This window comes from Corallococcus sp. AB032C (assembly GCF_003668935.1).
GTDB classification, from domain to species: domain Bacteria; phylum Myxococcota; class Myxococcia; order Myxococcales; family Myxococcaceae; genus Corallococcus; species Corallococcus exiguus.
This window is the reverse complement of record NZ_RAWP01000015.1, coordinates 55,797-80,400: the sequence shown is the minus strand read 5'-3', so window position 1 is coordinate 80,400 and position 24,604 is coordinate 55,797. Positions and strand designations below refer to the sequence as shown.

Here is a 24,604-nt window from a genome sequence, read left to right as displayed (position 1 = left end):
CCCTATGAGCACGGCCAGTCCTTCCATGAAGCTGGGAGCGGCCATGGCCGCGCGCCGCACTCCGGAGCAGCTCAAGGCTCGCCGCCAGCTGATGTGGCGCGAGCTGCTCACCAGCCTCTGGGCTCCGCTGTGCGGTGTGGGCCTGGCGTTCATCCCCTACGTCACGCTGATTGAGATGGCGCCCGGGACCGCGTCCTGGGCCCAGCCGCTGATCAAGGGCTTCGGCCTGCTGATGGTGCTGGCCTTCGTGGGCCTGCTGGTGTGGCGCAACGCCTCCCGGAAGGAATCGCTGCTGCGCACGCTGCGCCACGAGGCGCACGAGCTCATCTCCGAGGACGAGCGCATCCTCGCGCGCCTGGGGGCGAAGGTGTCCCCGGCCGTGGCGGAGCGCATCACCGAGCAGGCCCTGCGCGTGGAGTCCGCGTCCGTGGCGGCCAACGCGGAGCTGCTGCGCACGGAGACCCAGGCGCTGGAGAAGCTCACCCAGGAGCACCTGGGCGCGTACCGCAAGCAGTCCGTGTGGGACTTCCTGGGCGGCTTCGGCAAGGCGCTGCTCATCGCGGTGATCATCCGCACGGTGCTGATCGAGCCGTACCGCATCCCGTCCGGCTCCATGCTGCCCACGCTGCAGATTGGCGATCAGGTCTTCGTCAACAAGTTCATCTACGGGGTGCGCATCCCGTACACGAACTTCGTCCCGTTCCGCATCGTGCGGGAGCCCATGCGCGGGGACGTCATCGTCTTCAACAACCCGGTGGACGAGTCCAAGGACTTCATCAAGCGCGTCATCGGCATCCCCGGCGACACGGTGGAGATCGTCGACGGGGTGGTGCGCATCAACGGCGAGCCGCAGCCGCGCACGCTGGTGACGCCGGACTACGTGGTGCACAACCAGGACGACCTGACGGGCCGCTGGTTCGACCAGGAAGAGGTGCTCTACCGGGAGACCCTGGGCGAGGTGGTGCACTCGTCGCTCCAGCACCCCATGCGCCTGCCGGGCCGCGAGCACGAGGGCCCCTACACAGTGCCCGCCAACAGCGTCTTCGTGATGGGCGACAACCGGGACAACAGCGCGGACAGTCGCTACAACCTGGGCGGCCCGGGCGGCGCCGAGGTCGCCTACGTGCCGTACGGCCACATCAAGGGCAAGGCCATGGTCGTCTGGCTGTCGCTCGGTTGGGGTGGCCTGCTGGGCAATCTGTTCGGAGGCACGGGCCTGAGGGTCGACCGCTTCTTCGAGCCGGTGCGCTGACGGACGCTGGACGGGTCGCAGCCACGCGCCGTGCTTGACGCAACGTGCGGCGCGCGGTACGCGGCGGCCCCGGCCCATGAGACATCTTCTCGGAATCGCAGGCTGGCGGCGGGACGAGCTGGAAGCACTGCTCGACCGCGCCCAGGCGCACCTGCCCGGCGGACCGGATGCCTCGCACGTTCTGCGGGGCCGCGTCGTGGCGAACCTCTTCTTCGAGGACTCCACCCGGACGCGCTCCTCCTTCGAGGTGGCCGCGCGGAAGCTGGGCGCGGACGTCCTCAACTGGAGCTACGCGGGCTCCTCCGTGTCCAAGGGGGAGACGCTCCTGGACACCGCGCGCAACATCGAAGCCATGGGGCCGGCGGTCATCGTCATCCGCCACCGCTCCTCCGGCGCGCCGGGGCTCGTGGCCCGGCACGTGAGGTGCGCGGTGGTCAACGCGGGCGATGGGGCGCATGAGCACCCGTCCCAGGCCCTGCTGGACGCCTTCACCCTGCGCCAGCGCTGGGGCCGCCTGGACGGGCGCACGGTGCTGATTGTCGGCGACGTGCAGCACAGCCGCGTGGCGCGCTCCAACCTCTTGTGCCTGAAGGCGCTGGGGGCCCGGGTCGTGCTCTGCGGACCGCCCACCCTCCTGCCGCCAGGGCTGGAGGAGATGGGCGGAGAGGTGACGCATCAACTGGACGCCGTGCTGCCCCAGGCGGACGCGGTGATGTGCCTGAGGCTGCAGACGGAGCGCATGTCGGAAGCCTTCCTGCCGTCCCAGCGGGAGTACTCGCGGCTGTTCGGTATCACGCCCGCCCGCGCGGAGCGGATGAAGCCGGAAGCCGTCGTGCTGCACCCGGGCCCCATCAACCGCGGCGTGGAGTTGTCGCCGGTGGTGGCGGACGGGCCTCGCAGCGTCATCCTGGAGCAGGTGGCCAACGGCGTCGCGGTGCGCCGGGCTGTCCTGGAGGCGTGCGCATCATGACCACGGTGCTCTTCCAGCGGGCGCGCGTCATCGACCCGCGCAATGGCGTGGACGGCGTTCGTGACGTCCTCGTGACGGACGGCCGGGTGGCCCAGGTGTCGCAAGGCCCGCTTCCCGCGCCCAAGGACGCGCGGGTGGTGGACGCCACCGACAAGTGGCTGGTGCCGGGCTTCATCGACCTGCACGTGCACCTGCGCGAGCCGGGAGAAGAGGGCAAGGAGACGGTCCTCACCGGCTGCCGCGCGGCGGTGGCGGGCGGCTTCACCGGCGTGGTGGCCATGCCCAACACCAAGGTGGTGAACGACAGCGCGCTCGTCACGGAGCTGGTGCTGTCGCGCGCTCGGGACGCGGCCCTGTGCCACGTGTACCCGGCCGGCGCCATCACCAAGGGGCTCAAGGGCGAGGAGCTGTCGGAAGCAGGCGAGCTGATTGGCGCCGGCTGCGTGGCCCTCACCGACGACGGCCGCCCGGTGATGAACGCGGGCCTGATGCGCCGGGTGCTCCAGTACGCCACCCAGTTCGACGTGCCGGTGATGGTGCACGAGGAGGACCTCACCCTGTCCGCCGGCGGCGCCATGCACGAGGGCGCCACGTCCACGCGGCTGGGCCTGCGCGGGATTCCTTCCTCCGCGGAGGTGGCCATGGTGGCGCGCGACCTGGTGCTCCTGGAGGAGACGAAGGGGCGGCTGCACGTGGCGCATGTGTCCTGCGAGGGCAGCGTGCGGCTCATCCGCGAGGCCAAGGCGCGCGGCCTGCGCGTCACCTGCGAGGTGGCGCCGCACCACTTCACCCTGGATGACCGGGCGGTGGGGGACTACGACACCCACGCGAAGATGGCGCCGCCCCTGCGCAGTGACGTGGACGTGAAGGCGCTGCGCGAGGCGCTGGTGGATGGCACGGTGGACGCCATCGCCACGGACCACGCGCCGCACGGCGTGTCCGACAAGCTGGTGGAGTTCGAGAAGGGCATCAACGGCATCGTCGGGCTGGAGACGGCCCTGGGGCTCACGCTGGCGCTGGTGCACGAGGGCGTGCTCACGCCGCGCCGGGCGGTGGAGCTCTTGTCGGACGGGCCGGCGAGGGTATTCGGCCTGCCGGGCGGTCACCTGGCGCCTGGTGCCCCGGCGGACATCACCCTGGTGTCACCTTCGGAGGAGTGGACGGTGGATGCCCACCGGTTCTATTCCCGCAGTCGCAACACGCCCTTCCACGGGCGCACGCTGAAGGGTCGCGTGACGCAGACGTGGGTGGGCGGCCGGTGTGTGTTCGAGGACGGTCAGCTCAAGGAGTCGCGGTGATGACGAAGCGGGCGGTACTCGCACTGGCGGATGGCACCACGTTCGAGGGACGCGCCTTTGGCGCTTCCGGCGAGACGGTGGGCGAGGTGGTTTTCAACACGTCCATGTACGGCTACCAGGAGATCCTCACGGATCCCTCGTACGTGGGGCAGATCGTCACCATGGCGTACCCGGAGATGGGCAACATCGGGGCGAACGCGGCGGACGAGGAGGCGGGACTGCCGCACGCGGTGGGCATGGTGGTGCGCTCGCTGACGAAGACGCCCTCCAACTGGCGCTCGCAGGAGACGCTGGACGCGTACCTCGCGCGTCACGGCCGCGTGGGCATTGAAGGCGTGGACACCCGCCGGCTGGTGCGCCACCTGCGCACGCACGGCGCGCAGACGGGCATCATCTCCACGGAGAACGTGTCCGCCGCCGCCCTGTCCGAGCGCGCGCGCACCGCCGTGGGCATGGAGGGCCTGGACCTGGCCACGGGCGTGTCCTGCAAGGAGCCCTACCTCTTCACCACGCCGTCGCCGGACGTGTTCCTGGCCACCGGTGACAAGCGCCCGGAGCCGGAGCTGAAGTTCGACGTCGTCGCGTACGACTACGGCCTCAAGCGCTCCATGCTCCAGTACCTGGTGGACGTGGGCTGCCGCGTGACGGTGGTTCCCTCCCACTTCACGGCGGAGCAGGTGCTGGCGAAGAAGCCGCACGGCGTCTTCCTGGCCAACGGCCCGGGCGACCCGGCCGCGGTGAAGGGCGCGGACCGCACGGTGGCGGCGCTGCTGGGCAAGGTGCCGGTGTTCGGCATCTGCCTGGGGCACCAGATCATGGCGCTGGCGCTGGGCGGCCGGACGTACAAGATGAAGTTCGGCCACCGCGGCGGCAACCAGCCCGTGAAGGACCTCACGACGGGCAAGGTGGAGATCACCGCGCAGAACCACGGCTTCGCGGTGGACGACGCCAGCCTCAAGGGCAAGGCCGTCGTCACGCACATCAACTTGAATGACGGCACGGTGGAGGGCCTGGCCGTTCCGGACGCGCGGGCCTTCAGCGTGCAGTACCACCCCGAGGCTTCGCCCGGCCCTCACGACGCGCGCTACCTGTTCAGCCGCTTCGCGACGCTGATGGCGGGTTCGTAGGAAGAGGCTCGCACCGGCCATGGACACCGCGCTGACCCCGATGTCGTACCAGCCCTACCTGGACCAGCTCATCGCCTTCGGCAGCTCGGAGGCGCGCAAGCCGGACCTCCTGGAGGCGAAGGCGGAGTACTTCCGCCTCACCGGAGAAGTCTTCGAGGACGACAAGCTCTTCGAGCTGCGGATGGCGTCGTTCCTGGACTACTACCTCTACGACCGCGTCTCGCCGCTCACGGGCAAGACGCCGGCCGCGGAGCTGTACGAGCAGCGCCTGCAGTCCGCGCCGCCGGAGGAGGCCAACGCCTTCCGCAGCTTCACGGAGACGGTCCACGGTCTCTTCGAGGTGCGCAAGCTGGCCAAGGGCATGGTGCGCCTGCGCGAGCTCTTCTCCGGCAAGGACTTCGACGTGACGGAGCGCCGCCACATCGCGGGCCTGGAGACGGGGGACGTGCTGGAGGCGCGCCTGGTGCCCTTCGGCGGCCACCTGCTGTTCTCCTCCGCCTTCTGCTACCACCCGGCGCTGGCCCTCAAGTCCATCAAGGCCGAGGTGAAGCGCCGCAAGAAGAAGGAGCCGGAGCGCCCCGCCAAGGACCTGGTGTGGGAGTGTGCCCGCCGGGCCCTCAACGTGGAGCGCTACCGCCAGCTGTCCGTGGAGAAGATCTACGACTTCGAGCAGAAGGTCCTCTAGCGAGGGCCCTCTGCCCTTGAGCCTCCACCGCATGCCGCTTCAGATGCGGTGGATGCTCATCATGTTGGTGTTGCCCGGCACGTTGAGCGGCACGCCGGCCACCAGGATGAAGGGCGCGCCGGGTTCGCAGAAGCGCAGCTCCTGGCAGAGCCGGCGCACCTGCTTGAGCATGGCCTCCGTGGTGCTGACGCGCTTCACCAGGTGGCCCGTCACGCCCCAGTACAGCGCCATCCGGTTCACCGTGTCCGCGTTGGGCGTCAGGCCGAGGATGCGCGCGCCGGGGCGGAACTCGGAGATGAGCCGCGCGGAGTGGCCGCTCTCCGTGTACGCGATGATGGTCCCGATGTTCAGCTGCCGGGACGCGGCCACCGCCGCCGCGGCGACGCCGGTGCCCAGGTCCTCGGAGCGCTCGAAGGGGGAGTGGGGCAGGGTGATGAGGCCGGTGCGCTCCGTCTCCTCCACGATGCGCGCCATGGTGGCCACCGCTTCCACGGGGTAGCGGCCCGCGGCCGTCTCCCCGGAGAGCATCACCGCGTCCGCGCCGTCGAGGATGGCGTTGGCCACGTCCGACACCTCCGCGCGCGTGGGCCGGGCGTTGAGCACCATGCTCTCCAACATCTCCGTGGCGACGATGACGATGCCGCCCATGCGGTTGACCTCCCGCACGACGCGCTTCTGGATGGCGGGCAGCTGCTCCAGTGGCATCTCCACGCCCAGGTCGCCGCGGGCCACCATCACCCCGTCCGACTCCGCGGCGATGGCCTCCAGGTTCTCCACCGCCTGGGGCTTTTCAATCTTGGAGATGATGGGCGGCTTGCCCTTCGCCACCAGCGCCCGTGCCTGGCGCACGTCCTGGGCGGAGCGCACGAAGGACAGCGCCACGTAGTCCACGCCCACCTCCTGGCCGAACGCCAGGTCCACCTTGTCCTTCTCCGTCAGCGTGGGCACCGACATGGCCGTGCCGGGCAGGTTGAGCCCCTTGTGGTCCTTGAGCAGCCCGCCCACCTCCACACGGCAGGACACGTCCTGGCCGCTCACCTTCAGCACGCGCAGGCGCACCCGGCCGTCGTCGAGGAGCACCTCGTGACCCTTCTCCACGTCCCGGGGCAGCGTGCGCACCGGGGTGGGGATGATCTTCCCCTGGCCCAGCACCGCGCGCGTCGTCACCGTCACCGTGTCGCCGGCCGTGACCATCAGCTGGCCGCCCTCGAAGCGCCCCAGGCGCACCTTGGGGCCCTGCACGTCCTGGAGGATGGCCACCGGCACGCCCAGCTTCTTCGACACCGCGCGGATGCGCTGGACGCGCTGGCGGTGCTCGTCGTGCGTCCCGTGGGAGAAGTTGAGCCGGGCCACGTTCATGCCCGCCTTCACCAGCCCTTCGATGACTTCCTTGGAGTCCGAAGCCGGACCCAGCGTGCAGATGATCTTCGCCTTGCGCATAGGTCCGCCCATCCTAGCGCCACGGGGTGGGCGTCTTGACAGGCTTGCGCCCGAAGGACTAACTCTTCGCTTCACGCGCTGGACGGAAAGTTACCGCAGGCCGGCGCACGCCATTCGTGGCTCTCAGACGCTTGAGACGAAGAAAGCCCGGCTACCCTGGGAGGGGGGGCCGGGCTTTTTTCGTTCCAGGTCGGGCCTGTTCGCGGACGCCTAGAGGTCGATCTCCTGGCCCTTGCCCATGGGCTCCATCAGCGGCTTCGTGGCGTGGTCCATGCCGATGTCCTCCGAGTGAGGCTTCGGGTGGCCGGCGCTGGGGCCCATGGGAGGCGGCGGGGGCAGGGGACCCATGTCCTCTTCACCCAGGCCGCCGCTGCCGCCCACGCCCAGGTCCTGCTGCTTCTGAAGGGCCTCAATCTCCGAGCGGGTGATGCCCGCCATGGTCAGCACCTTGCGTGTCACGCGGATGCGGGCCTGGCTGTGCATGGCCATGGCGATGGAGTCCGAAGGCCGGGCGTCCAGCGCCAGCTCCTTCTTGCCCTGCTGCAGGAAGACGCGGCCGGAGTAGACGTTGTCGCGCAGGTCGTCGATGCGGACCTCGGTCACCTTGCCGCCCAGCTTGTTCACCACGTCGTCCAGCAGGTCCTGCGACAGCGGCTGCGGGGGCGGACGCTCCGCGAGGCGGAAGGCGATGGAGACCGCCGCGCCCTCGTCCACGAAGAGGGGCAGCACCGTCTCCCCGTCCTTGGTGGTCAGCACGACGGCGTGCGTCTGCGCCTCCATCAAGGGCACTACGTCCTTCACTTCCAGCTCCACCAGCTCCGAGCAGGCCTTGGGGTCACTGCCCTTCTCGGTGATGCAGGGCCTCTCTTTGCTTGCCGCCGCTGAGTCTGCGGCGGCGTTGGCGCCGGGGATCCCGAACGCGGGGAGGAACAACGCTCCCCCCAGCGCCAGCACCACAGCCGTGAACGGAGCGACGAAGAAGTTGGCGCGGTTGGACGTTTTCACATCCCTAAGCTACGCACCTCCCCCTTCACCGGGAGGGCACCGCCCCTCCGCCGTCGCGAGCAGCCCCCGGGCCCTGGCCCACCCGGTTGGAGGGCGGGCGGGCAGCCGGGAACAAGGGGCGCCAGGCGACTAGCGGTCGCCGTCCTCGGGCTCGTCGTCGTAGTCCTCGTCGTCCTCGGACTCTTCGTCGTCCTCGTCCTCGTCCTCGTCGTCATCCTCGTCGTCGTCGGACTCTTCCTCGTCTTCGTCCTCGTCGTCGAGTTCGTCCTCGAGCTCCTCGGCTTCGAGCGTCATCGTCACCGCGAACTTCTTGCTCAGGGTGGCGATCTGCGCGCGCATCTCCGTGAGCGCGGCGACGAAGTCCTCGGAGAGGTTGGCGGGCGCCTTCGCGTCGCAGTGGGGGCAGACAATCTTCTCCGTCCCCTCGATGAGGTCCTGGGCTTCCAACTCGAAGCTGGCCTCGCACTTCTGACAGGTGAAGTCGATGCTCATGGTCGGGCGCGGCATACAAAGCTGGTGAACATGCTGTCAACGCCTGAGACGCGGGGACGTGGAACGGGCGGGGAGCTTCCACTACGTTTCGCCAGATGGACCTGCCCAAGACAATGCTGCATGCGCTCCATGACCAGGCCGCGCGGCTGGAACACCGCCCGGCGCTCTGGTCCCGCCATGGAGGCGCCTATGTCCCCACCTCGTGGTTCGACTATGCCCAGCGCGTCAAGCGCTTCGCCCTGGGGCTGCACGCGCTGGGGTTCCAGGAAGGCGACCCGCTGGGCATCCTGAGCTTCAACCGCGAGGCGTGGCACGTCGCGGACCTGGGGGCCATGTCCCTGGGCGGCATCCCGGTGGGGCTCTACACCACCAGCAGTGTGGACCAGCTCGTCTACATCCTGGGCCACTGCGAGGCGCGCTTCCTCCTGGTGGAGAACGCGAAGCACCTGGCCACCGCCCTGGAGGTCCAGAAGCGGCTGCCCGCGCTCCAGCACCTCATCGTGGTGGACGCGCCCATGCCGCTGCCCGAAGGCGTGCTGCGCTACGCGGACGTGCTGGCCTCTGGCGCGAAGGCGGATGAAGCCCCCTACTGGGACGGCGTCCACGCGCTCCATCCGGACGCGTTGGCCACGCTCATCTACACGTCCGGTACCACCGGCCAGCCCAAGGGCGTGGCGCTCAGCCACCGCAACCTCGCCTGGACGTCGAAGCAGCTGGGCGACACCATGGGCTTCCAGGACATGGAGGACGAGCGGCTGGTGTCGTACCTGCCGCTGTCCCACATCGCGGAGCAGATCGTCTCCCTGCACAGCCCGCTGCTCATGGGCACGCAGGTGTACTTCGCGGACTCGCTGGACGCCCTGGGCAAGAACCTCACGGAGGTGCGCCCCACCGTCTTCTTCGCGGTGCCGCGCGTCTGGGAGAAGTTCAAGACGAAGGCGGAGGAGGGCCTGGCCGCGCAGCCGCCCCTGAAGCGTCGGCTGGTGGAGTGGGCCCGCGCCACGGCGCTGGAGCGCAACACGCGCGTCCTGAGCCAGGAGCGCGTCCCGTCGTTCATGGAGGCCAAGTTCGCGCTGGCCCGGCGGCTGGTGTTCGAGCCGTTGAAGACGCGCATCGGCCTGGAGAAGGCGAAGCTGTTCTCCACCTCCGCGGCGCCCATTGGCCGGGACGTGCTGGACTTCTTCGCCTCCATCGACGTCGTCCTGCTGGAGGTCTGGGGCATGACGGAGGTGTCCGGCCCCGCCACGGTGAGCACCGCCGAGTGCGCCCGGATGGGCACGGTAGGCCGCCCCATGCTGGGCGTGGAGGTGCGCATCGCGCAGGACGGGGAGATCCTCGTCCAGGGCGGCAACGTGTGCCTGGGCTACCACCGCAACCCGGAGGCCACGCAGGAGCTGCTGGCGGACGGGTGGCTGCACACGGGCGACGTGGGGCAGCTGGATTCCGAGGGCTTCCTGCGCATCACCGGGCGCAAGAAGGAGATCATCGTCACCTCCGGCGGCAAGAAGACGTCGCCCGCCAATATCGAAGAGCTGCTCAAGGGCGTGTCCCCCGTGGGGCACGCGCTGGTGGTGGGGGACCGGCGCAACTACCTGGTGGCGCTGGTGACGCTGGAGCCGGACCGGGTGCGGAAGCTGGCGCGGGAGAAGGGCTGGCCGGAGGACGTGGCCACGCTGATGAAGGACCCGCGGCTCCAGCAGCACCTGTACGAGGCCTTCGAGCGGGACGTGAACCCGAAGCTGTCGCGCTTCGAGACCATCAAGCGCTTCCGCGTGCTGCCGGGGGAGTTCTCCATCGACGGCGGCGAGCTCACGCCCAGCATGAAGATGCGCCGCAAGGTGGTGGAGCAGAAGTACGCGGACGCCATCGAAGCGCTCTACAACGAGCCAGGCGCGCCTGGCGTCGCCCACGGCTAGGCAAAGCGAAAGGGGCGGGGGACTCGATGTGAGTCCCGCGCCCCTTCGTGCTTCAGTGGCTGCTACCGCCCGCGGTGACTACTTGCCGCCGGGGGTGCGCTTGTCCTGGGCCACGTAGTCGCGGCGCGCGGCGCCGGTGAAGACCTGACGGGGACGGGCGATCTTCTGCTCGTTGTCCGTCACCATCTCCTCCCACTGCGCGCACCAGCCCACCGTGCGGGGAATGGCGAACAGGACGGGGAACATCTCCGCCTGGAAGCCCATCGCCTCGTAGATGAGGCCCGAGTAGAAGTCGACGTTCGGGTACAGCTTGCGCTTCACGAAGTACTCGTCCTCGAGCGCGATGCGCTCCAGTTCGAGTGCGATCTCGAGCAGCGGGTTCTTGCCCGTCACGTCGAAGACCTCGTCCGCCACGCGCTTGATGACCTTCGCGCGCGGGTCGTAGGACTTGTAGACGCGGTGGCCGAAGCCCATCAGCTTCTTCTCGCCCTCGCCGCCCTTCACCTGCTTGATGAACTCCGGGATGTTGGACTTGCTGCCAATCTCGCGGAGCATGCGGAGCACCGCCTCGTTGGCGCCGCCGTGCAGCGGGCCGTAGAGCGCGCCCACGCCCGCGGCGACCGCGGAGTAGGGGTCCACCTGCGAGGAGCCCACCGTGCGCACGGACGTGGTCGAGCAGTTCTGCTCGTGGTCCGCGTGCAGGATGAAGAGCACGTCCAGCGCCTTCTCCAGCGTGGGGTGCACCTTGAAGGCGCTCGTGCCGATGCGCTTGATCATCGCCAGGAAGTTGGCGACGTAGGACAGGTCGTTGTCCGGGTAGACGAACGGCAGGCCCATGGCGTGGCGGTACGAGAACGCGGCCAGGGTGGGCATCTTCGCGATGAGGCGCGTGATCTGGATCTCACGGCTGCGCGCGTCCTTGATGTTCTTCGCGTCCGGGTAGAACGCGGACAGCGCCGCCACCGTGGAGCCCAGCATGGCCATGGGGTGCGCGTCGTAGCGGAACCCGTCGATGAAGGACTTGATGTTCTCGTGCACCAGCGTGTGGTGGGTCACGTTGAACGTGAAGTTCTCCAGCTCCTTCTGCGTGGGCAGCTCGCCCTTCAGCAGCAGGTAGGCGACCTCCAGGAAGGAGGACTTCTCCGCGAGCTGCTCGATGGGGTACCCGCGGTACTCGAGGATGCCCTTGTCGCCGTCGATGAACGTGATGGCGCTCTTACAATTCGCCGTGTTCAGGAACGCAGGGTCGTAACCCATCAGACCGAAGTCATCGCTGCCGGTCTTGATCTGGCGCAGGTCGGGGGTGCGGATACAGCCGTTCTCGATCGGGATCTCGTACGTCTTCCCGGTCCGATTGTCGGTGACGGTCAGCGTGTCCTTGGGCATGGGCGGAGATTTCACAGGGCGGCAGACGCTTTCAACAAAAAAGATCGATAAGTCTTGGAGGCGAAGTTTCCGGTCCGCGATCCCGCTCAGGAATAGCGGACGCCGGCCCGCGCGAGCTGCCGCCAGAATCCCGGGAAGCTCTTCTCCACGCACTCCGGCCCCGTCAGATCCAGAGGCACCCCGGACAGCACACACAGGGTGGCCGCTGACATCGCCAGGCGGTGGTCACCCCGGCTGTCCATGGCGAAGCGCGCGGGCTTCACCTTCGGAGGGAGGATGCGGAGCGTCTCACTGTCGGCTCCAGCCGACAGCTCCGTGGTGCCGCCGTAGGCCGCCACCAACGTGCGGATGCCCTCCAGCCGGTCGCTCTCCTTGACCCGCAGGATGCCCACGTCGCTGAGCGTGGTGGGCCGGGGCAGCACGCACGCGAGCGCCGCCAGCGTGGGCAGCAGGTCCGGGCACTCCTTGCCCGTCGCGTGCAGCTCGCCCGTGGCGTCACCCTCGAAGCGCCAGGTGTTGGGCGCGCCCGACGGGAGCATCTTCAGACCCACTTCAGCGGCCAGCCGGAGGATCGCCTGGTCCGGGTGGGCGCTCTGGGGCTCCGCGCGCTCCACCGTGCCGCCCGTGCGCCAGGCGATGAGCACCAGGTAACCCAGTGAAGACCAGTCGCCCGGCAGTGATGGGACGGATTCGGGCGCCTGATAACCCGTGACGGAATAGTGACCTTCGGACTGTTCCACGGTGAAGCCGAAGCGGCGCAGCCACGCCACCGTGAGGTCCATGTAGCCGGCGCTGGTGAGCGTGCCTTCAATCTCCACGCTCCACGCGCGCTTCTCCCGGAGGAAGCGCTCGGCGCAGCCCAGCAGCAGGCTGGATGCATACTGGCTGCTCTGCGCGCCCGGCACGCGGAACACCGGCGCGACCTTCGTGGTGTCCTGGGGCGCGTGCAGCTCCACCGGCCACGGGGTGCCTTCGGTGAGCGTCAGGCCCGCGGGGCCCAGGGCCTGCTTCAGCGACGTGAAGAGCGGGCCGTGCGGGCGCTCACCCAGGCGGGGCGTGCCGGTGAAGCGCACGCGCACGCCAGGAGTCACCGCGGCCTGCGTGATGAGGATGCGGAAGGGGGCGCCGCCGTCCGCGCAGTCCACGTCGCGCACGGGGCCCGCGGGAAGGCGCAGGGCCTCCACGCCCCGGCGCAGCACGCGCACGTCGGCGGGAAGGTCCTCGTCCGATTCCGCCTGCACCGACGGCAGCGGCCAGGCGCCCGTGAGGTGTCCCAACACCAGGGCTCGCTGGGCGTCCGACTTCGACACGGGCGGGGTGAGCGGTGAGGCGCTCAAGGCGCTCGGGTCGACGGTGAGGCGGCTCGGCGAGGCGTGGCTCAAGGGCGGGCTCCACGGGTCCAGGCGGGCCACAGGGTCCGCCACGTCTTCGGCATCACATCCACGACTTCGGCGGTGCCCACTGCGGTGAGCAGCACCATGCGCAGCTCGCCGTTGGCACCGGCCTTCTTGTCCGCGTCCAGGAGCGCGACCACGTCCTTCAGCGACGCGCGCCGGGCGATCTCCGCGGCGCGGTCGCGGCCGAGCACGCCCGGGCCCCGGGCCAGCGCGCGCTCCACCTCGTGCGCCACCGGCTCCGGGGTGATGCCCAGGTGCCGGCCCACGTCCAGGGCCCAGAGGATGCCCAGGCCCACCGCGTCGCCGTGCGACAGCTTGAAGCGGGACAGGCTCTCCAGCACGTGGCCGAAGGTGTGGCCGAAGTTGAGCACGCGGCGCAGGCCCTGGTGCTCGTACGGGTCCTTCGCGCAGATGCCTTCCTTCAGGCCGCGCGCGTCCTTCACCAGCTTCTCCAGCTTCGGCGGCGTGCGCACGTAGCGCTTGAAGAGGGACGCATCCAGCGACGCGACCATCTTCCACGCCTCCATGGAGCCCTCGCGCACCTGTGCGTCGGACAACGTGGCGTACAGCTCCGGGCACAGCCACGTCTCATCCGCGTAGTGGAAGACGCCCGCGGGGTTCTTCACCACGCGGCCGCGCACGACGAGGTCCACCGCGCCCTTGCCGCCCAGGCTGCTGTCCACCGCCGCGAGCAGCGTGGTGGGCACCTGCAACAGCCGCACGCCGCGCTTGAGCAGGTGCGCGGCCACCGTGGCCACGTCGCCCACGGTGCCACCGCCCACGGCGACGAGCGTGCCGGATCGCGGCAGTGTGATGCCGCCCGCGAGCACCTTCTGGAGCGAGATGAGGCTCTTGGCGCGCTCACCGCCGAGCAGCTGGATGATGGCGCGCGGCTTGCGGGCCTCCAGCGCGGGGATGAGCGTGGGGTGGAAGCGCGCGACGGTGCGGTCCACCACGGCGACACTGCCCTCGGGCAGCTTCGCGGCGAGCTTCGTGAAGGAACCCCAACGGTCGTTCGGGGGGCGGTAGGAACCGGGGGGAAGCGAGCTCATGCGGAGTGGGGGCGGGCGTTGAGTTGCTGGACGAGGTCGGCGATGACGAGCGACACCATGGCCTCCAGCACCGGGACGGCGCGGGGCATGATGCACGGGTCGTGACGGCCGCCCTTGGCGTGATCCGCCAGCGTCGCGGGGGGCTTGAAATAGGCGCGCACCTGCATGGGCTCACCGTTGGCGAGCCCACCCTGGATGCCGCCGTAAGCGTCCTTCACGGAGTGGAACTTCGTGCCGGGCTGGCCGATGCGCTGGAGCAGATCCGGCGGGCCCCAGACGACGCCCGTGACGGCGCCGATGCTGCCCAGTGCCTGCGCGATGAGCGCCTTCAGCTTGCCGAAGATGGGCTCGCCCAGGCCCACGGGCAGTCCCTCCACGCGCACGTCGATGGAGCCGCCCAGGCTGTCTCCAGCCTCCTTCGCGGCGAGAATCTGACGGGCCATCTCCTCGCGCACGGCGGGGTCCGGGCAGCGGGTGGGGTGCGCGTCCACCATGGCGCGCGTGAGGCCCGGCGACGGCACGGGGGCGACCAGCTCGCCTACCTGGGAGACGTAGGCGACGGTGCTCAGCGAAGGCAGGTCGCGCGCGAGGTACGCCTCCGCGATGGCGCCGCCGATGACGCGGCAGAGCGTCTCGCGCCCGCTGGTGCGGCCACCGCCACGGTGGTCGCGGTGCTTGTAGCGCTCCCGCCACACGGCGTCCGCGTGGCCCGGCCGGTCCACGGAGGCCAGCTGGTTGTAGTCCTGCGAGCGCTGGTTCGCGTTGCGCACGATGGCCGCGATGGGCGTGCCCAGCGTCTTGTCCTCGAAGACGCCGGAGAGGATCTCGACGGTGTCGGGCTCGTTGCGCGGGGTCACCAGGGCGGACTGCCCGGGACGCCGGCGGTCCAACGCCGCCTGGATCAGGTCGCGCGTGAGCGGAACGCCCGCGGGGCAGCCGTCGATGACGGAGCCCAGGGCGGGGCCATGGCTTTCGCCGAAGGTGGTCAGCCTGAAGAGGGTGCCAAAGGTATTCATGTCGCCGTTTCCCAGAGTTGTCGCTGCCGCCGGGCCTGGGCGACGAACCACGCCGCACCTAGCAGGAGAGGGGTGCCCCCGCGGCGAACGATCTCCGCGGCGACGCGCCGGCCGGGCGCACCGTATGCGATCACCGCCACGCGTGCCCCCTGGAATCTCAGGTTTTCGGGGGCAGCCACGCGGTCCGGCCACGTCCAGACCCAATCCCCGGACAGCGGTGCGTGAATCTCCGCGCGCTTGACGACCCGCAGGGCGAGCCCGTGTTCAGCGGCCACCAGCCGCAGGGCCTGCGTGGAACCGCCGTCGCCCAGCACCGCCACGTCCTTCGTGCCCAGGCGTTCCAGCACGGCGCGAGCTCCTTCCGTGTCGGTGTTGAAGGACTCCCACCGCGAGCCCCGGCGCACCAGCGTGTTGATGGCGTCCAGCTTCGAGCCCGTGTGCTTCGCGAGCCGCATCTTGAACGGGCTCGTCACGGCGAAGCCCGCGTAGTGCGGCAGCAGCGCGTCCACCACTGCCTCCACCGGCGCGTCCTCGGCCAGGTCGATGCGGTCGAACGGCTGACGGTGGATGCGCGGCGAGCGCGAGTGCGGAATGGCCGTGCCCAGGATGCCCAAGCGCGGCGTGTGCGGATCCTTCGCCTTGCGGTGCTCGCGCACCACATCGTCCAAGAGGCGCTGTCCCGGGGCCGCCGTCCACGGGCCGCCCATGGCCACGTACTCCAGGCCGTTCCTTCGCGAGAGCACCGCGCGCGCCGGGATGGCGACGGGCCCCATGCCCAGCACGGTGACGCGCTCGGCGCCGAAGCGCTGGGACAGCGCGGCCTGCGTCTCCAGCAGCACGTCCAGGTGCGCGGGCCCATCCATGGGCTCCACGTGCTTCACCATCGCGTCCGGCGGAATGGGGCGGGACCAGCGCTTGAGCGCCTCCGCCGTCGTCAGCGGCCCTTCCGCGTGGTGCGACGCGAGCAGCTTCCCCGGCGGCGCGTCCATGTCCTGCGCGCGCTCCACGTCGCGGTCCACGCGCCACGCGGCCTGGACCCACGGCGAGGGCAGCGGCTTGCCCCGCTCGGAGACGAGCAGCGGCATCACGCGGGCGAGTGCCTCCGGGTCGATGTCACCGGGCGCGTGCAGGTCGGTCCGCACTTCGATGATGTCCGCGCCACGCTTGAGTCCGTCCCGCGCGAAGGCCACGGCGTCAGCGCCGGTGAGGGTGGGGGGCAGGGTGATGATGCGCCGGGTGGCCATCACGCGGGCTCCTGGGCAAGACAGCCCCGGAGGAAGTCCGCCAGGGAGATGGTGGTGACGCGGGCGTGCATCGCCTCGCGTTCGTGGAACAGCGAGTGGAGCTCTTCCTCCAGCGACACATCCGTGCGCAGCCGCGGGCGCGTGGTGTCCGCCATCAGCCGCTCGCGGTACGTGTCGAAGGTGACGGGGACGACGAGCGTGAAGTGCCCCGCGAGCGCTTCCGGATGGTGCGACAGGAAGCCACCGCCCACCGCCACCACGCTGCCCGAGGGCAACAGGCCCAGCGTCTCGCGCTCGGCGGCGCGGAAGGTGGTGGGGGACTCCGCGACCCAGGAGCGGAGCGGGCGCCCATGCCGGCGCTCCAGCTCCGCGTCCAGGTCCAGGCCAGAACGCCCGAGCAGCTTCGAGACGAGCGGCAACAGGCGCGTCTTGCCGGCCGCGCGGTGTCCCGCGATGACGACGGTCTGCGCGCCCACGGGGCGAGGGCAGGGCCCCGGGGACGTAAGGGCCCCCTGGAGCACCTGCTGGAGTCTGGGATCTACCGACGCGACGACTTGCGAGACAAGGAGGCGCCGGGCCTCAACGGACGGTTCCGACATAGACGTAGGCGGTTCCAAACAGCAGGGGGTGGGCGGCGCGCTCGGAGTAGGCGCCGGCCTGGTCCATCAGGGAGAGGAAGCGGTCGCCAGCGGGGAAGGCCGCGGCGGTGCGGGGCAGGTACTGGTACGCCGCGCGGTTGCCCGTGAGCAGGCCGCCAATCGCCGGCATCACCGTCTTGCTGTAGAAGCGGAACAGCGCGCCGTACGGGCCCGTGGGCTGGCCGAACTCCAGCACCACCACGCGGCCTCCGGGGCGCACCACGCGCGCCATCTCCTGGAGGCACTTCACCGGATCATCCACGTTGCGGATGCCGAAGGAGATGGACGCCACGTCGAAGCTGTTGTCCGGGAGGGTGAGCGCCATGGCGTCCTGCACCTGGAACTCCACCTCCAGCCCCGCCTTGGCCGCCTTGGCCGGCGCGCTCTCCAGCATCTCCGGGCAGAAGTCCGTGCCCACCACGCGGCCCGTGGAGCCCACCTTGCGCTTGAACGAAAGCGCCAGGTCGCCCGTGCCGGTGGCGCAGTCGAGCACCTGGCTGCCTTCCTTCGCGCCGCTGAGCTTCACCGCGGTGCGCCGCCACAGCCGGTGGATGCCGAAGGAGAGGACTTCGTTCGTCACGTCGTAGCGCGTGGCGATGGAGGAGAACATCTGACGGACTTCGGTGCTCATCGCGCCCCCGCGATCTGTGCCGGCCCCGCCGGCGTCCAAAGGTGACGGTCCACCGCGGCGAGCACGCCCGGCAGCCGTTGCATCAACGTAGCGAAATCCCCGGGCGACATCGCCTGCTGCCCGTCGCACAATGCCTGCTCCGGCCGGGGGTGGACTTCAATCAACAATCCATCCGCCCCGCAGGCCGCGGCAGCCAGCGACATGGGAGTGATAAGCGACGGGATGCCCGTCGCATGCGAAGGATCCACGATGACCGGCAGGTGCGTGCGCTCCTTCGCCCACGCCACCGCGGCCAGGTCCAGCGTGTTGCGCATCGCGGTCTCGAAGGTACGGATGCCGCGCTCGCAGAGCATCACCTGTTCGTTGCCGCCCGCGAGGATGTACTCGGCGGCGTTGAGCCACTCCTGCACCGTGGCGGACAGCCCGCGCTTGAGCAGCACCGGCTTGCGCAGCTTCCCCAGCGCGCGCAGCAGCCCGAAGTTCTGCATGTTCCGCGCGCCCACCTGGAGGATGTCCGCGTGCTGCGCCATGAGGGGCAGTTGCTCGGTCTCCATCACCTCACTGATGGTGGGCAGTCCGTGGCGCCGTCCGGCGTCCACCAATAGCTTCAGCCCCGGCTCCCCCATTCCCTGGAACGCATATGGACTGGTGCGCGGCTTGAACACGCCTCCGCGCAGCAGGTGCGCCCCCGCCTGCGCCACCGCGCGTGCCGCCAGTTCCAGTTGCTCCGAGCCCTCCACCGCGCACGGCCCCGCCATCACGACGAAGCCGGGCCCGCCCACCTCCACGGCCCCCACCTGGACGCGCGTGCCGGCTGGACGCGCTGCGCGAAGGACGCGGTGTGCACCCGGGTCGCGCCGCCCGGCTGGGTCGTCTGGTTGCTGGCCTCCCACGGCGGCTCCCTCACTGGAGTTACTGGAATTTGGATTCCATGGAGTTCAAGCGGTTTTGAACTCCTTGGTGCATGTATAGCCGAGATCGCTTAGAAGACAATCGAAGGTGATGTCACCCGCATCCCCCGAGGTTCAGGAGAATGGCTGATGACGCCGCTCAGTCCCGCTGAGGGCCCGCGATGGGTCGCCGGGATGATGCCCTTGCCTGGAGTGGATCCATTGGCTGGGGCGGGCAGCCTCGGCGTTCCCTCCGTGTACTGGGAGCGTCCGGTGGCGCGCGAGGCGGTGGCGGGGTGGGGCGAGGCGGGCGTGCTCGAGGCGCATGCGCCTGGCGAGTTGGCGCCGGTGCTGGGCGCGCTCGGGTGCGACAGCGTGCGGTGGCTGGACGCGGTGTCCACTCAAATGCCGGGCCCCTGGTTCGGCGGCATGCGGTTCAGTCCCACGCAGCCGGTGGACGGCGAGTGGCGCTCGCACGGGCTGGCCCGCTGGACGCTGCCGGAGGTGCTGGTGTGGCGCGAGGGCAGCGCGCTGGCGGTCGCGGTCTTCGCTCCAGAGGGGCCAGGCGCGGAGGACGTGGTGCGCTCGCGGCTGGAGCGCGTGCGAGCGTCCTTCCCCCAGTCCTATCGCCATCCGGTGGGCGCGCCGGTCGCGCTGCGCACGGCTTCGTCGCGGCCGGACTTCGAGGCGCTGGTGGACCGCGCGGTGGAGGCCATTGGCGCGGGCCAGTTGCACAAGGTGGTGCTGGCGCGGGCGCTGGAGGCGGAGGGGCCTGAGCCCTTCGACGTGGTGGACGTGCTGGCGCGGCTGCGCGAGCAGAACCCGAGATGCGCGACGTTCCTCTTCCGCGCGCCGGACGGCACGGGCTTCCTGGGCGCGACGCCGGAGACGCTGTGCCGGGTGGACGGGCGCAGGCTGGAGACGGAAGCGCTCGCGGGGTCCGCGGCGCCGGGTGGCGCGGATGCGCTGGACGCCAGCGACAAGGACCGGCGCGAGCATGAAGCGGTGGTGCGCTACATCCTCCAGGCGCTGAAGCCGGTTGCGGCGAGCGTGTCCGCGGACGCGCAGCCGTCGGTGCTCGCGCTGAAGAACGTGGTGCACCTGCGCACGGGCATCCGCGCGGAGCTGGCGGACGGCGTGGACACCGCGACGGTCGTCACGGCGCTGCACCCCACGCCCGCGGTGGGCGGCACGCCGCGCGAGCGCGCGCTGTCGTTCCTGGTGGAGCACGAGTCGCTGGACCGGGGTTGGTACGCGGGACCGGTGGGCTGGGTGGGCCCCGGGCGTGCGCATCTGGTGGTGGCGTTGCGCTCGGCGCTGGTGCGCGGGGCGAAGGCCCGGCTCTTTGTGGGCGCGGGCATCGTCGCGGGCTCCAGCGCGGAGTCCGAGTGGCGGGAGACGGAAATGAAGAGTCTGGCGATGTTGCGCGCGCTGGGGGGCCGGTGAAGTCCCTGGACGCCAACCTCAACGTGCTGTGGTCGCGGGCCCTCCTGGAGGAGCTGGTGCGGGGCGGCGTGCGGCACGCGGTGGTGTGTCCGGGCTCGCGCTCATCGGCGCTGGCGCTCGCATGCGCGCACACGCCGGGCCTGCGCGTCTGGTCCGTCATCGACGAGCGGAGCGCGGGCTTCTTCGCGCTGGGCATGGCGAAGCAGTCGCGTCAGCCGGTGGTGCTGGTCGCGACGAGCGGCTCGGCGGGCGCGCACTTCTTCCCGGCCGTCATCGAGGCGGCCATGGCCCAGGTGCCGCTGGTCATCCTCACGGCGGACCGGCCGCTGGAGCTGCAGGGCTGGGGCGCGCCGCAGACGGTGCCCCAGGCGCGCTTCTACGGCGACTTCGCGAGGCTGTTCGCGGACGTGGGCATGCCGGAGGCGAGCAGCCCCGCCATCGCGCACCTGCGTGCCACGGCCGCCCGCGCGGTGAGCACCGCGTGCCGCGCACCCCGAGGCGCCGTGCAGATCAACGTGCCGTTCCGTGAACCGCTGGCGCCCATCCCGCAGGACTTCGGCGCGGAGAAGCTGACGGCGCTCGCGAGGGAAGGGCGGTCGGATGCGCCCCTCACCCGCATCGCGCAGTCGTCGCGGGCTCCGGATGCGGCGGTGCTGGAGGACGTGCGCACGCGCATCGCGGCCACCGAGCGCGGCGTCATCGTGTGCGGCCCTCGCGACGAGGACGACGGCTTCGCGGAGGCCATCACCGCGCTGAGCCAGGCGACGGGCTACCCGGTGCTCGCGGAGGCCACGTCGCAGGCGCGCTACGGAGGCGGCCCGCTGACCGTGTCGCTCTACGACGCGCTCTTGCGCCATGAGCCGTTCGCGCGCAGCCACACGCCAGAGCTGGTGCTGCGCTTTGGCGGAGGCCTGACGCCCAAGTCGCCGCAGCAGTGGTTGGACACCTCCGGCGCGGACATCACCGCCTTCAGCGACGAGGGCGCGCTGTACGACCCGGCGCACCGTGCCACGCGGGTGGTGGAAGGCAACGCGGTGCTCGCGTGCCGCACGCTGACGGAAGGCCTGTCGCGAGGCCCTGGCCGTTGGGCGCAGGACTTCGTCAACGCGGAGCGGGTGGCGCGCAACGCGCTGGAGCAGGCGCTCGGAGAACAGCCGGACGTGCTGACCGAGCCCCGGCTGGCGCGCGAGGTGGTGGCGGCGCTGCCGGCGAACGCGCTCTTCTTCGTGTCCAGCAGCATGCCCATCCGCGCGGTGGATGCGTTCGCGCACGGTGGCGGTGTTCCGCTGCGCGTGCTGGCGAACCGCGGGGCCAATGGCATCGACGGCATCGTGTCCAGCGCGGCGGGCATGGCCGCGGCGGCGGGAAGGCCGGCGGTGCTCCTGTCCGGCGACCTGGCGCTGCTGCACGACGTGGGCGGGCTCGTCTCCGCGGCGCGGGCGCGCGTGCCGCTGACGGTCGTGGTGGTGAACAACGATGGCGGCGGCATCTTCTCCTTCCTGCCGCTGGCGCAGGTGGCGAAGCCGGACGAGTTCGAGGCCCTCTTCGGCACGCCACACGGCGTGGATCTGTCGCACGCGGCGGCGCTCGCGGGCGCCCGCTTCGAGCGGCCCACGACACCCACGGCCCTGCGCGCGGCGGTTCGCACCGGGCTGGAGGGAGGACTCCACCTGGTGGAGGTCCTGGTGGACCGGTCCACCAACGTGGATGCGCACCGACACCTCTTCGCGCGGATGGCCGCCGCACTGGGAGAAGGATCATGGGCGTGACGCTCGCTTACGACAGCTGGGGTGAAGGCCCCCATACGCTCCTGGCGCTGCACGGCTTCACCGGCAGCGGCGCTACGTTCGAGCACTTGCGTCCGCTGCTGGGCCGCTCCGTGCGAGTGGTGGCGGTGGACCTGCCCGGCCACGGCCGCACGCCGCTGCCGGAGAAGACAGGCCGCGACGGCTTCCTGGAGACGGTGGACGCCGTGGTCCAACTGGCGCGCGAGCTGGGGGGCCAGGTGGATCTGCTCGGCTATTCGCAGGGGGCGCGGGTGGCGCTGGGCGCCGCGGTGCGCGCACCGGACTGCTTCGGCCGGCTGATCATGGAGAGCGGCTCGCCTGGGCTGCACCGCCGCCAGGAGCGCTCGGAGCGGCGCGAGGCCGACGCGAAGCTCGTGGACTTCATCCGTGCGAAGGGCGTGGACGCCTTCGTGGAGCGGTGGGAAGCGCTGCCCCTCTTCGACGGACTGCGCCGCCTGCCGGATCCGGAGCAGGCCGCGCTGCGCGAGCGTCGCAAGGCATGCACGGCGCAGGGCCTGGCCGGAGCGTTGGAGACCCTGGGCCTGGGCGTGCAGCCGGATTACTGGCCCGCGCTGCACCGCCAGCGGCTGCCCACGCTGCTGCTCACCGGTGATCAGGACGAGAAGTTCACGACCCTGGCGAGGCGCATGGCGGCGGAGCTGCCGGTGGTGTGGCGCCACGCCTTCGCGGGGGTCACCCACGCCCCGCACCTGGAGGCGCCGGAGGAGTACGTGCGCGAAGTGCTCTCGTTCCTCCAGACGCCCTGGTACGAAGCGCCGCAGTTCGAACACGCCATCCTGGCGCGAGAGGCGACCCACTCGTGACAACCCTGGTGAGCACCCCTCCCGATGCGGCTCGTCCCCGGCCCACGCTGAAGACGTGGCTGATGGCCGTGCGTCCGAAGACGCTGACGGCGGGCGCGGTGCCGGTGCTGGTGGCCACGGCGCTCGCGTACGGCAACGGCGTGGGGCGCCTGTTGCCCGCGCTCGCGGCGCTCGTGGGCGCGGTGCTGATTCAAATCGGCACCAACTTCATCAACGACTTCTATGACTACAAGAAGGGCGCGGACACCGAGGAGCGCCTGGGGCCCAAGCGCGTGACGCAGAGCGGGCTCATCGCGCCGGGCACGGTGCTGCTGGGCGGCCTCGGGTGCTTCGCGCTGGCGACGCTGGTGGGCCTGTACCTGGTGGCGGTGGGTGGCTGGCCCATCGTGGTCATCGGGGTGGCTTCGCTGCTGTGCGGCTACGCGTACACGGGAGGCCCGTTTCCGCTGGCCTACCTCGGCCTGGGCGACCTGTTCGTGCTCATCTTCTTCGGCATCGTCGCGGTGACGGGCACGTACTACGTGCAGGCCGGCTTCGTGAGCCCGGCGGCCTGGTGGGCGTCGCTGCCGGTGGGCGCCATCGGCACGTGCCTCATCGTGGTGAACAACCAGCGCGACGCGAGCACGGACGTGAAGGCCAACAAGCGCACGATGGTGGTGCGCTTCGGCCAGGGCTTCGGCCGCGCGGAGTACGTGCTGCTGCTGGTGGCCTCCTACGTCACGCCGTTCGTGCTGTTCGCCAAGGGCTACGCGAGCGCCTGGGTCTTCTTGCCGCTCCTGAGTCTGCCGCTGGTGGTGCCGCCGCTGAAGCTGATGCTGAAGGCGGAGGGCGCGGCGCTCAACCCCGCGCTGGGCGGGACGGCGAAGCTGCAGATGCTGTTCGGGTTGCTGTTCGCGGTCGGCCTGTACCTGCGCTGAAGGAGCGTCATGCGCATCACCGAAGCGACGCTCACCCCGCTGCACCTCACGCTCGCCCACCCCCTGAATACGGCGAGGGGCACCTACGCCACACGCGACGGATTCATCGTGCGGCTGCGCGACGAGGAAGGTCGCGTAGGGCAGGGTGAAGCCATGCCGCTGCCCGAGTTCGGCACGGAGTCCCTGGCCACCACGCACAGGATGCTGCGCGGGTGGCTGAGCTCCCTCAAGGGGCAGACGCTGGAGGACAGCATCGAGGGCATCGAAGCCACGCTCGTCCCGACCGCCAGTGAGGAGGTGCGCCAGCGCGGCGCGCGGATCCGAGGCATCGACCCGGAGGAGCCCGTCCCCGCCGCGCAGCACGGCCTGGAGCTGGCGCTGCTGGATCTGGTGGCCCAGCGCAAGGGCATCCCCCTGTGCTGGCTGCTCGCGGAGGAGGCGCGGCAGGAGGTCCTGGTGAACGCGCTGCTGAGCGCGGAGGAACCGGAGGCCCTTGCCCAGGAAGCGCTAGAGGCGGTGGAGGAGGGCTATCAGACGCTGAAGGTGAAGGTCTCGGGCCGCTCGCTGGACGCGGATGAAGCGCGGGTCCGGGCCGTGCGCGAAGCCGTGGGGGCCCGCGTGCGCCTGCGTCTGGACGCGAACGGCGGCTGGACGGAGCCCGAAGCCAACCGCGCCCTGGATCGGCTGGGCTGGTACGACCTGGAGCTGGTGGAGCAGCCCACGCCGCCGGAGGATCTGCAGGCGCTGTGGCGCGTGCAGCGCCGAGCCCCGTGCATCATCGCCGCGGACGAGACGCTCGCCACGCCCGCCGCGGTGCGCACGCTCCTCACGATGGACCTGGGCGGTGGGCCGGCGGTGGGCGCGGTGGTGATCAAGCCGATGGTGCTCGGGGGGCTGCTGCCCTCCATGGTGGTGGCGCTGCGAGCGGCCCACCTGGGCATGCACGCGTACGTCACCAGCTCCATCGACGGCGTGGTGGCCCGAGCCGGTGCCGCGCATCTGGCCTCCGCGCTGCCCTCGGGAGAAATGGCATCCGGCCTTGCCGTGGGGCGGCTCTTCGCGGACGAGCCACGGGATCATCCGTATCAACCCCGGGGGGGACTCGTGCGGCTGCGCGACATGCCCGGTCTGGGATTGAGCCCGGACTTCAGCCGGGAACACTGAGCCATGCGCTCGGGCCTTCGCCGCGAA

At 70.6% G+C, this 24,604-nt stretch carries 22 protein-coding genes; 11 read left to right on the top strand and 11 right to left on the bottom strand.

All coding sequences use genetic code 11. The features are described 5' to 3' along the window. Positions 1-4 precede the first annotated feature (4 nt). The 5 genes from lepB (at position 5) to D7X99_RS09350 (ending at position 5,332) form a co-directional block, all read left to right on the top strand. A complete protein-coding gene (gene lepB / locus D7X99_RS09370) occupies positions 5-1,252 on the top strand; it encodes a signal peptidase I (protein ID WP_121777461.1) in 1,248 nt (415 codons plus the stop codon). A 76-nt stretch (positions 1,253-1,328) separates the two neighbouring features. Then, positions 1,329-2,222: an aspartate carbamoyltransferase catalytic subunit gene (locus D7X99_RS09365; RefSeq protein ID WP_121777460.1), complete on the top strand. Its 894-nt coding sequence runs from the start codon at positions 1,329-1,331 to the stop codon at positions 2,220-2,222. Then, positions 2,219-3,520, top strand: a complete 1,302-nt coding sequence (locus tag D7X99_RS09360; RefSeq protein ID WP_169824600.1) for a dihydroorotase — start codon at positions 2,219-2,221, stop codon at positions 3,518-3,520. Before D7X99_RS09365 ends, D7X99_RS09360 begins: the two co-directional genes overlap by 4 nt. After that, a complete protein-coding gene (gene carA / locus D7X99_RS09355; RefSeq protein ID WP_121777459.1) occupies positions 3,520-4,647 on the top strand; it encodes a glutamine-hydrolyzing carbamoyl-phosphate synthase small subunit in 1,128 nt (375 codons plus the stop codon). The genes D7X99_RS09360 and carA overlap by 1 nt, the downstream gene beginning before the upstream one ends. Positions 4,648-4,666: 19 nt before the next feature. Further along, positions 4,667-5,332: a hypothetical protein gene (locus tag D7X99_RS09350; RefSeq protein WP_120576546.1), complete on the top strand. Its 666-nt coding sequence runs from the start codon at positions 4,667-4,669 to the stop codon at positions 5,330-5,332. A gap of 39 nt (positions 5,333-5,371) precedes the next feature. On the opposite strand, the gene pyk is transcribed toward D7X99_RS09350, so the two are convergent. From pyk to D7X99_RS09335, 3 genes are all read right to left on the bottom strand, one after another. Further along, on the bottom strand, positions 5,372-6,772 hold the full coding sequence (pyk, locus tag D7X99_RS09345) for a pyruvate kinase (RefSeq protein ID WP_121777458.1): 1,401 nt from the start codon (positions 6,770-6,772) through the stop codon (positions 5,372-5,374). 210 nt (positions 6,773-6,982) lie between these two features. Further along, entirely contained in the window at positions 6,983-7,777 is a 795-nt protein-coding gene (locus D7X99_RS09340) for a bifunctional nuclease family protein (RefSeq protein ID WP_169824601.1), read from the bottom strand. 129 nt (positions 7,778-7,906) lie between these two features. Further along, on the bottom strand, positions 7,907-8,269 hold the full coding sequence (locus D7X99_RS09335) for a hypothetical protein (protein WP_158620561.1): 363 nt from the start codon (positions 8,267-8,269) through the stop codon (positions 7,907-7,909). Between the two features lie 95 nt (positions 8,270-8,364). Here D7X99_RS09335 and D7X99_RS09330 point away from each other — a divergent pair, with 95 nt between their 5' ends. Then, positions 8,365-10,185, top strand: a complete 1,821-nt coding sequence (locus tag D7X99_RS09330; RefSeq protein ID WP_169824602.1) for a long-chain fatty acid--CoA ligase — start codon at positions 8,365-8,367, stop codon at positions 10,183-10,185. A gap of 78 nt (positions 10,186-10,263) precedes the next feature. On the opposite strand, the gene D7X99_RS09325 is transcribed toward D7X99_RS09330, so the two are convergent. The 8 genes from D7X99_RS09325 to aroF form a co-directional block, all read right to left on the bottom strand. Next, positions 10,264-11,571 carry a citrate synthase gene (locus D7X99_RS09325; protein ID WP_120576549.1) on the bottom strand — a complete coding sequence of 436 codons (1,308 nt, stop codon included), beginning with the start codon at positions 11,569-11,571 and terminating at the stop codon, positions 10,264-10,266. 86 nt (positions 11,572-11,657) lie between these two features. Continuing rightward, positions 11,658-12,953, bottom strand: a complete 1,296-nt coding sequence (locus tag D7X99_RS09320) for a 3-phosphoshikimate 1-carboxyvinyltransferase (protein ID WP_121777497.1) — start codon at positions 12,951-12,953, stop codon at positions 11,658-11,660. Continuing rightward, on the bottom strand, positions 12,950-14,020 hold the full coding sequence (locus tag D7X99_RS09315) for a 3-dehydroquinate synthase family protein (protein WP_121777457.1): 1,071 nt from the start codon (positions 14,018-14,020) through the stop codon (positions 12,950-12,952). The genes D7X99_RS09320 and D7X99_RS09315 overlap by 4 nt, the downstream gene beginning before the upstream one ends. Then, positions 14,017-15,036, bottom strand: coding sequence for a chorismate synthase (gene aroC, locus D7X99_RS09310; protein WP_121777456.1), 1,020 nt, complete (start codon positions 15,034-15,036; stop codon positions 14,017-14,019). Before aroC ends, D7X99_RS09315 begins: the two co-directional genes overlap by 4 nt. Beyond that, positions 15,033-16,283: a shikimate dehydrogenase gene (locus tag D7X99_RS09305; protein WP_121777455.1), complete on the bottom strand. Its 1,251-nt coding sequence runs from the start codon at positions 16,281-16,283 to the stop codon at positions 15,033-15,035. Before D7X99_RS09305 ends, aroC begins: the two co-directional genes overlap by 4 nt. Then, positions 16,280-16,756 (bottom strand): shikimate kinase, encoded by a 477-nt coding sequence (locus tag D7X99_RS09300; protein WP_233613229.1) that lies wholly within the window; start codon positions 16,754-16,756, stop codon positions 16,280-16,282. Before D7X99_RS09300 ends, D7X99_RS09305 begins: the two co-directional genes overlap by 4 nt. Positions 16,757-16,859: 103 nt before the next feature. Then, positions 16,860-17,549, bottom strand: a complete 690-nt coding sequence (ubiE, locus tag D7X99_RS09295; RefSeq protein ID WP_121777453.1) for a bifunctional demethylmenaquinone methyltransferase/2-methoxy-6-polyprenyl-1,4-benzoquinol methylase UbiE — start codon at positions 17,547-17,549, stop codon at positions 16,860-16,862. Next, on the bottom strand, positions 17,546-18,442 hold the full coding sequence (gene aroF, locus D7X99_RS09290) for a 3-deoxy-7-phosphoheptulonate synthase (protein WP_121777452.1): 897 nt from the start codon (positions 18,440-18,442) through the stop codon (positions 17,546-17,548). Before aroF ends, ubiE begins: the two co-directional genes overlap by 4 nt. A gap of 147 nt (positions 18,443-18,589) precedes the next feature. On the opposite strand from aroF, the gene D7X99_RS09285 reads away from it, so the two are divergent. Genes D7X99_RS09285 through menC form a run of 5 tightly spaced genes read left to right on the top strand, consistent with a single transcriptional unit; the run spans position 18,590 to position 24,577 of the window. Next, positions 18,590-19,885 carry an isochorismate synthase MenF gene (locus tag D7X99_RS09285; protein WP_121777451.1) on the top strand — a complete coding sequence of 432 codons (1,296 nt, stop codon included), beginning with the start codon at positions 18,590-18,592 and terminating at the stop codon, positions 19,883-19,885. After that, complete coding sequence (gene menD, locus D7X99_RS09280) at positions 19,882-21,654, top strand: 2-succinyl-5-enolpyruvyl-6-hydroxy-3-cyclohexene-1-carboxylic-acid synthase (RefSeq protein WP_233613226.1); 1,773 nt, start codon at positions 19,882-19,884, stop codon at positions 21,652-21,654. The genes D7X99_RS09285 and menD overlap by 4 nt, the downstream gene beginning before the upstream one ends. Then, the gene (menH, locus tag D7X99_RS09275) at positions 21,645-22,496 is read left to right on the top strand and encodes a 2-succinyl-6-hydroxy-2,4-cyclohexadiene-1-carboxylate synthase (protein WP_121777450.1); all 852 of its coding nucleotides are present in this window, start codon (positions 21,645-21,647) and stop codon (positions 22,494-22,496) included. Before menD ends, menH begins: the two co-directional genes overlap by 10 nt. Continuing rightward, complete coding sequence (locus D7X99_RS09270) at positions 22,493-23,413, top strand: 1,4-dihydroxy-2-naphthoate polyprenyltransferase (RefSeq protein WP_121777449.1); 921 nt, start codon at positions 22,493-22,495, stop codon at positions 23,411-23,413. Before menH ends, D7X99_RS09270 begins: the two co-directional genes overlap by 4 nt. 9 nt (positions 23,414-23,422) lie before the next feature. Then, entirely contained in the window at positions 23,423-24,577 is a 1,155-nt protein-coding gene (menC, locus tag D7X99_RS09265) for an o-succinylbenzoate synthase (RefSeq protein WP_121777448.1), read from the top strand. Positions 24,578-24,604 lie beyond the last annotated feature (27 nt).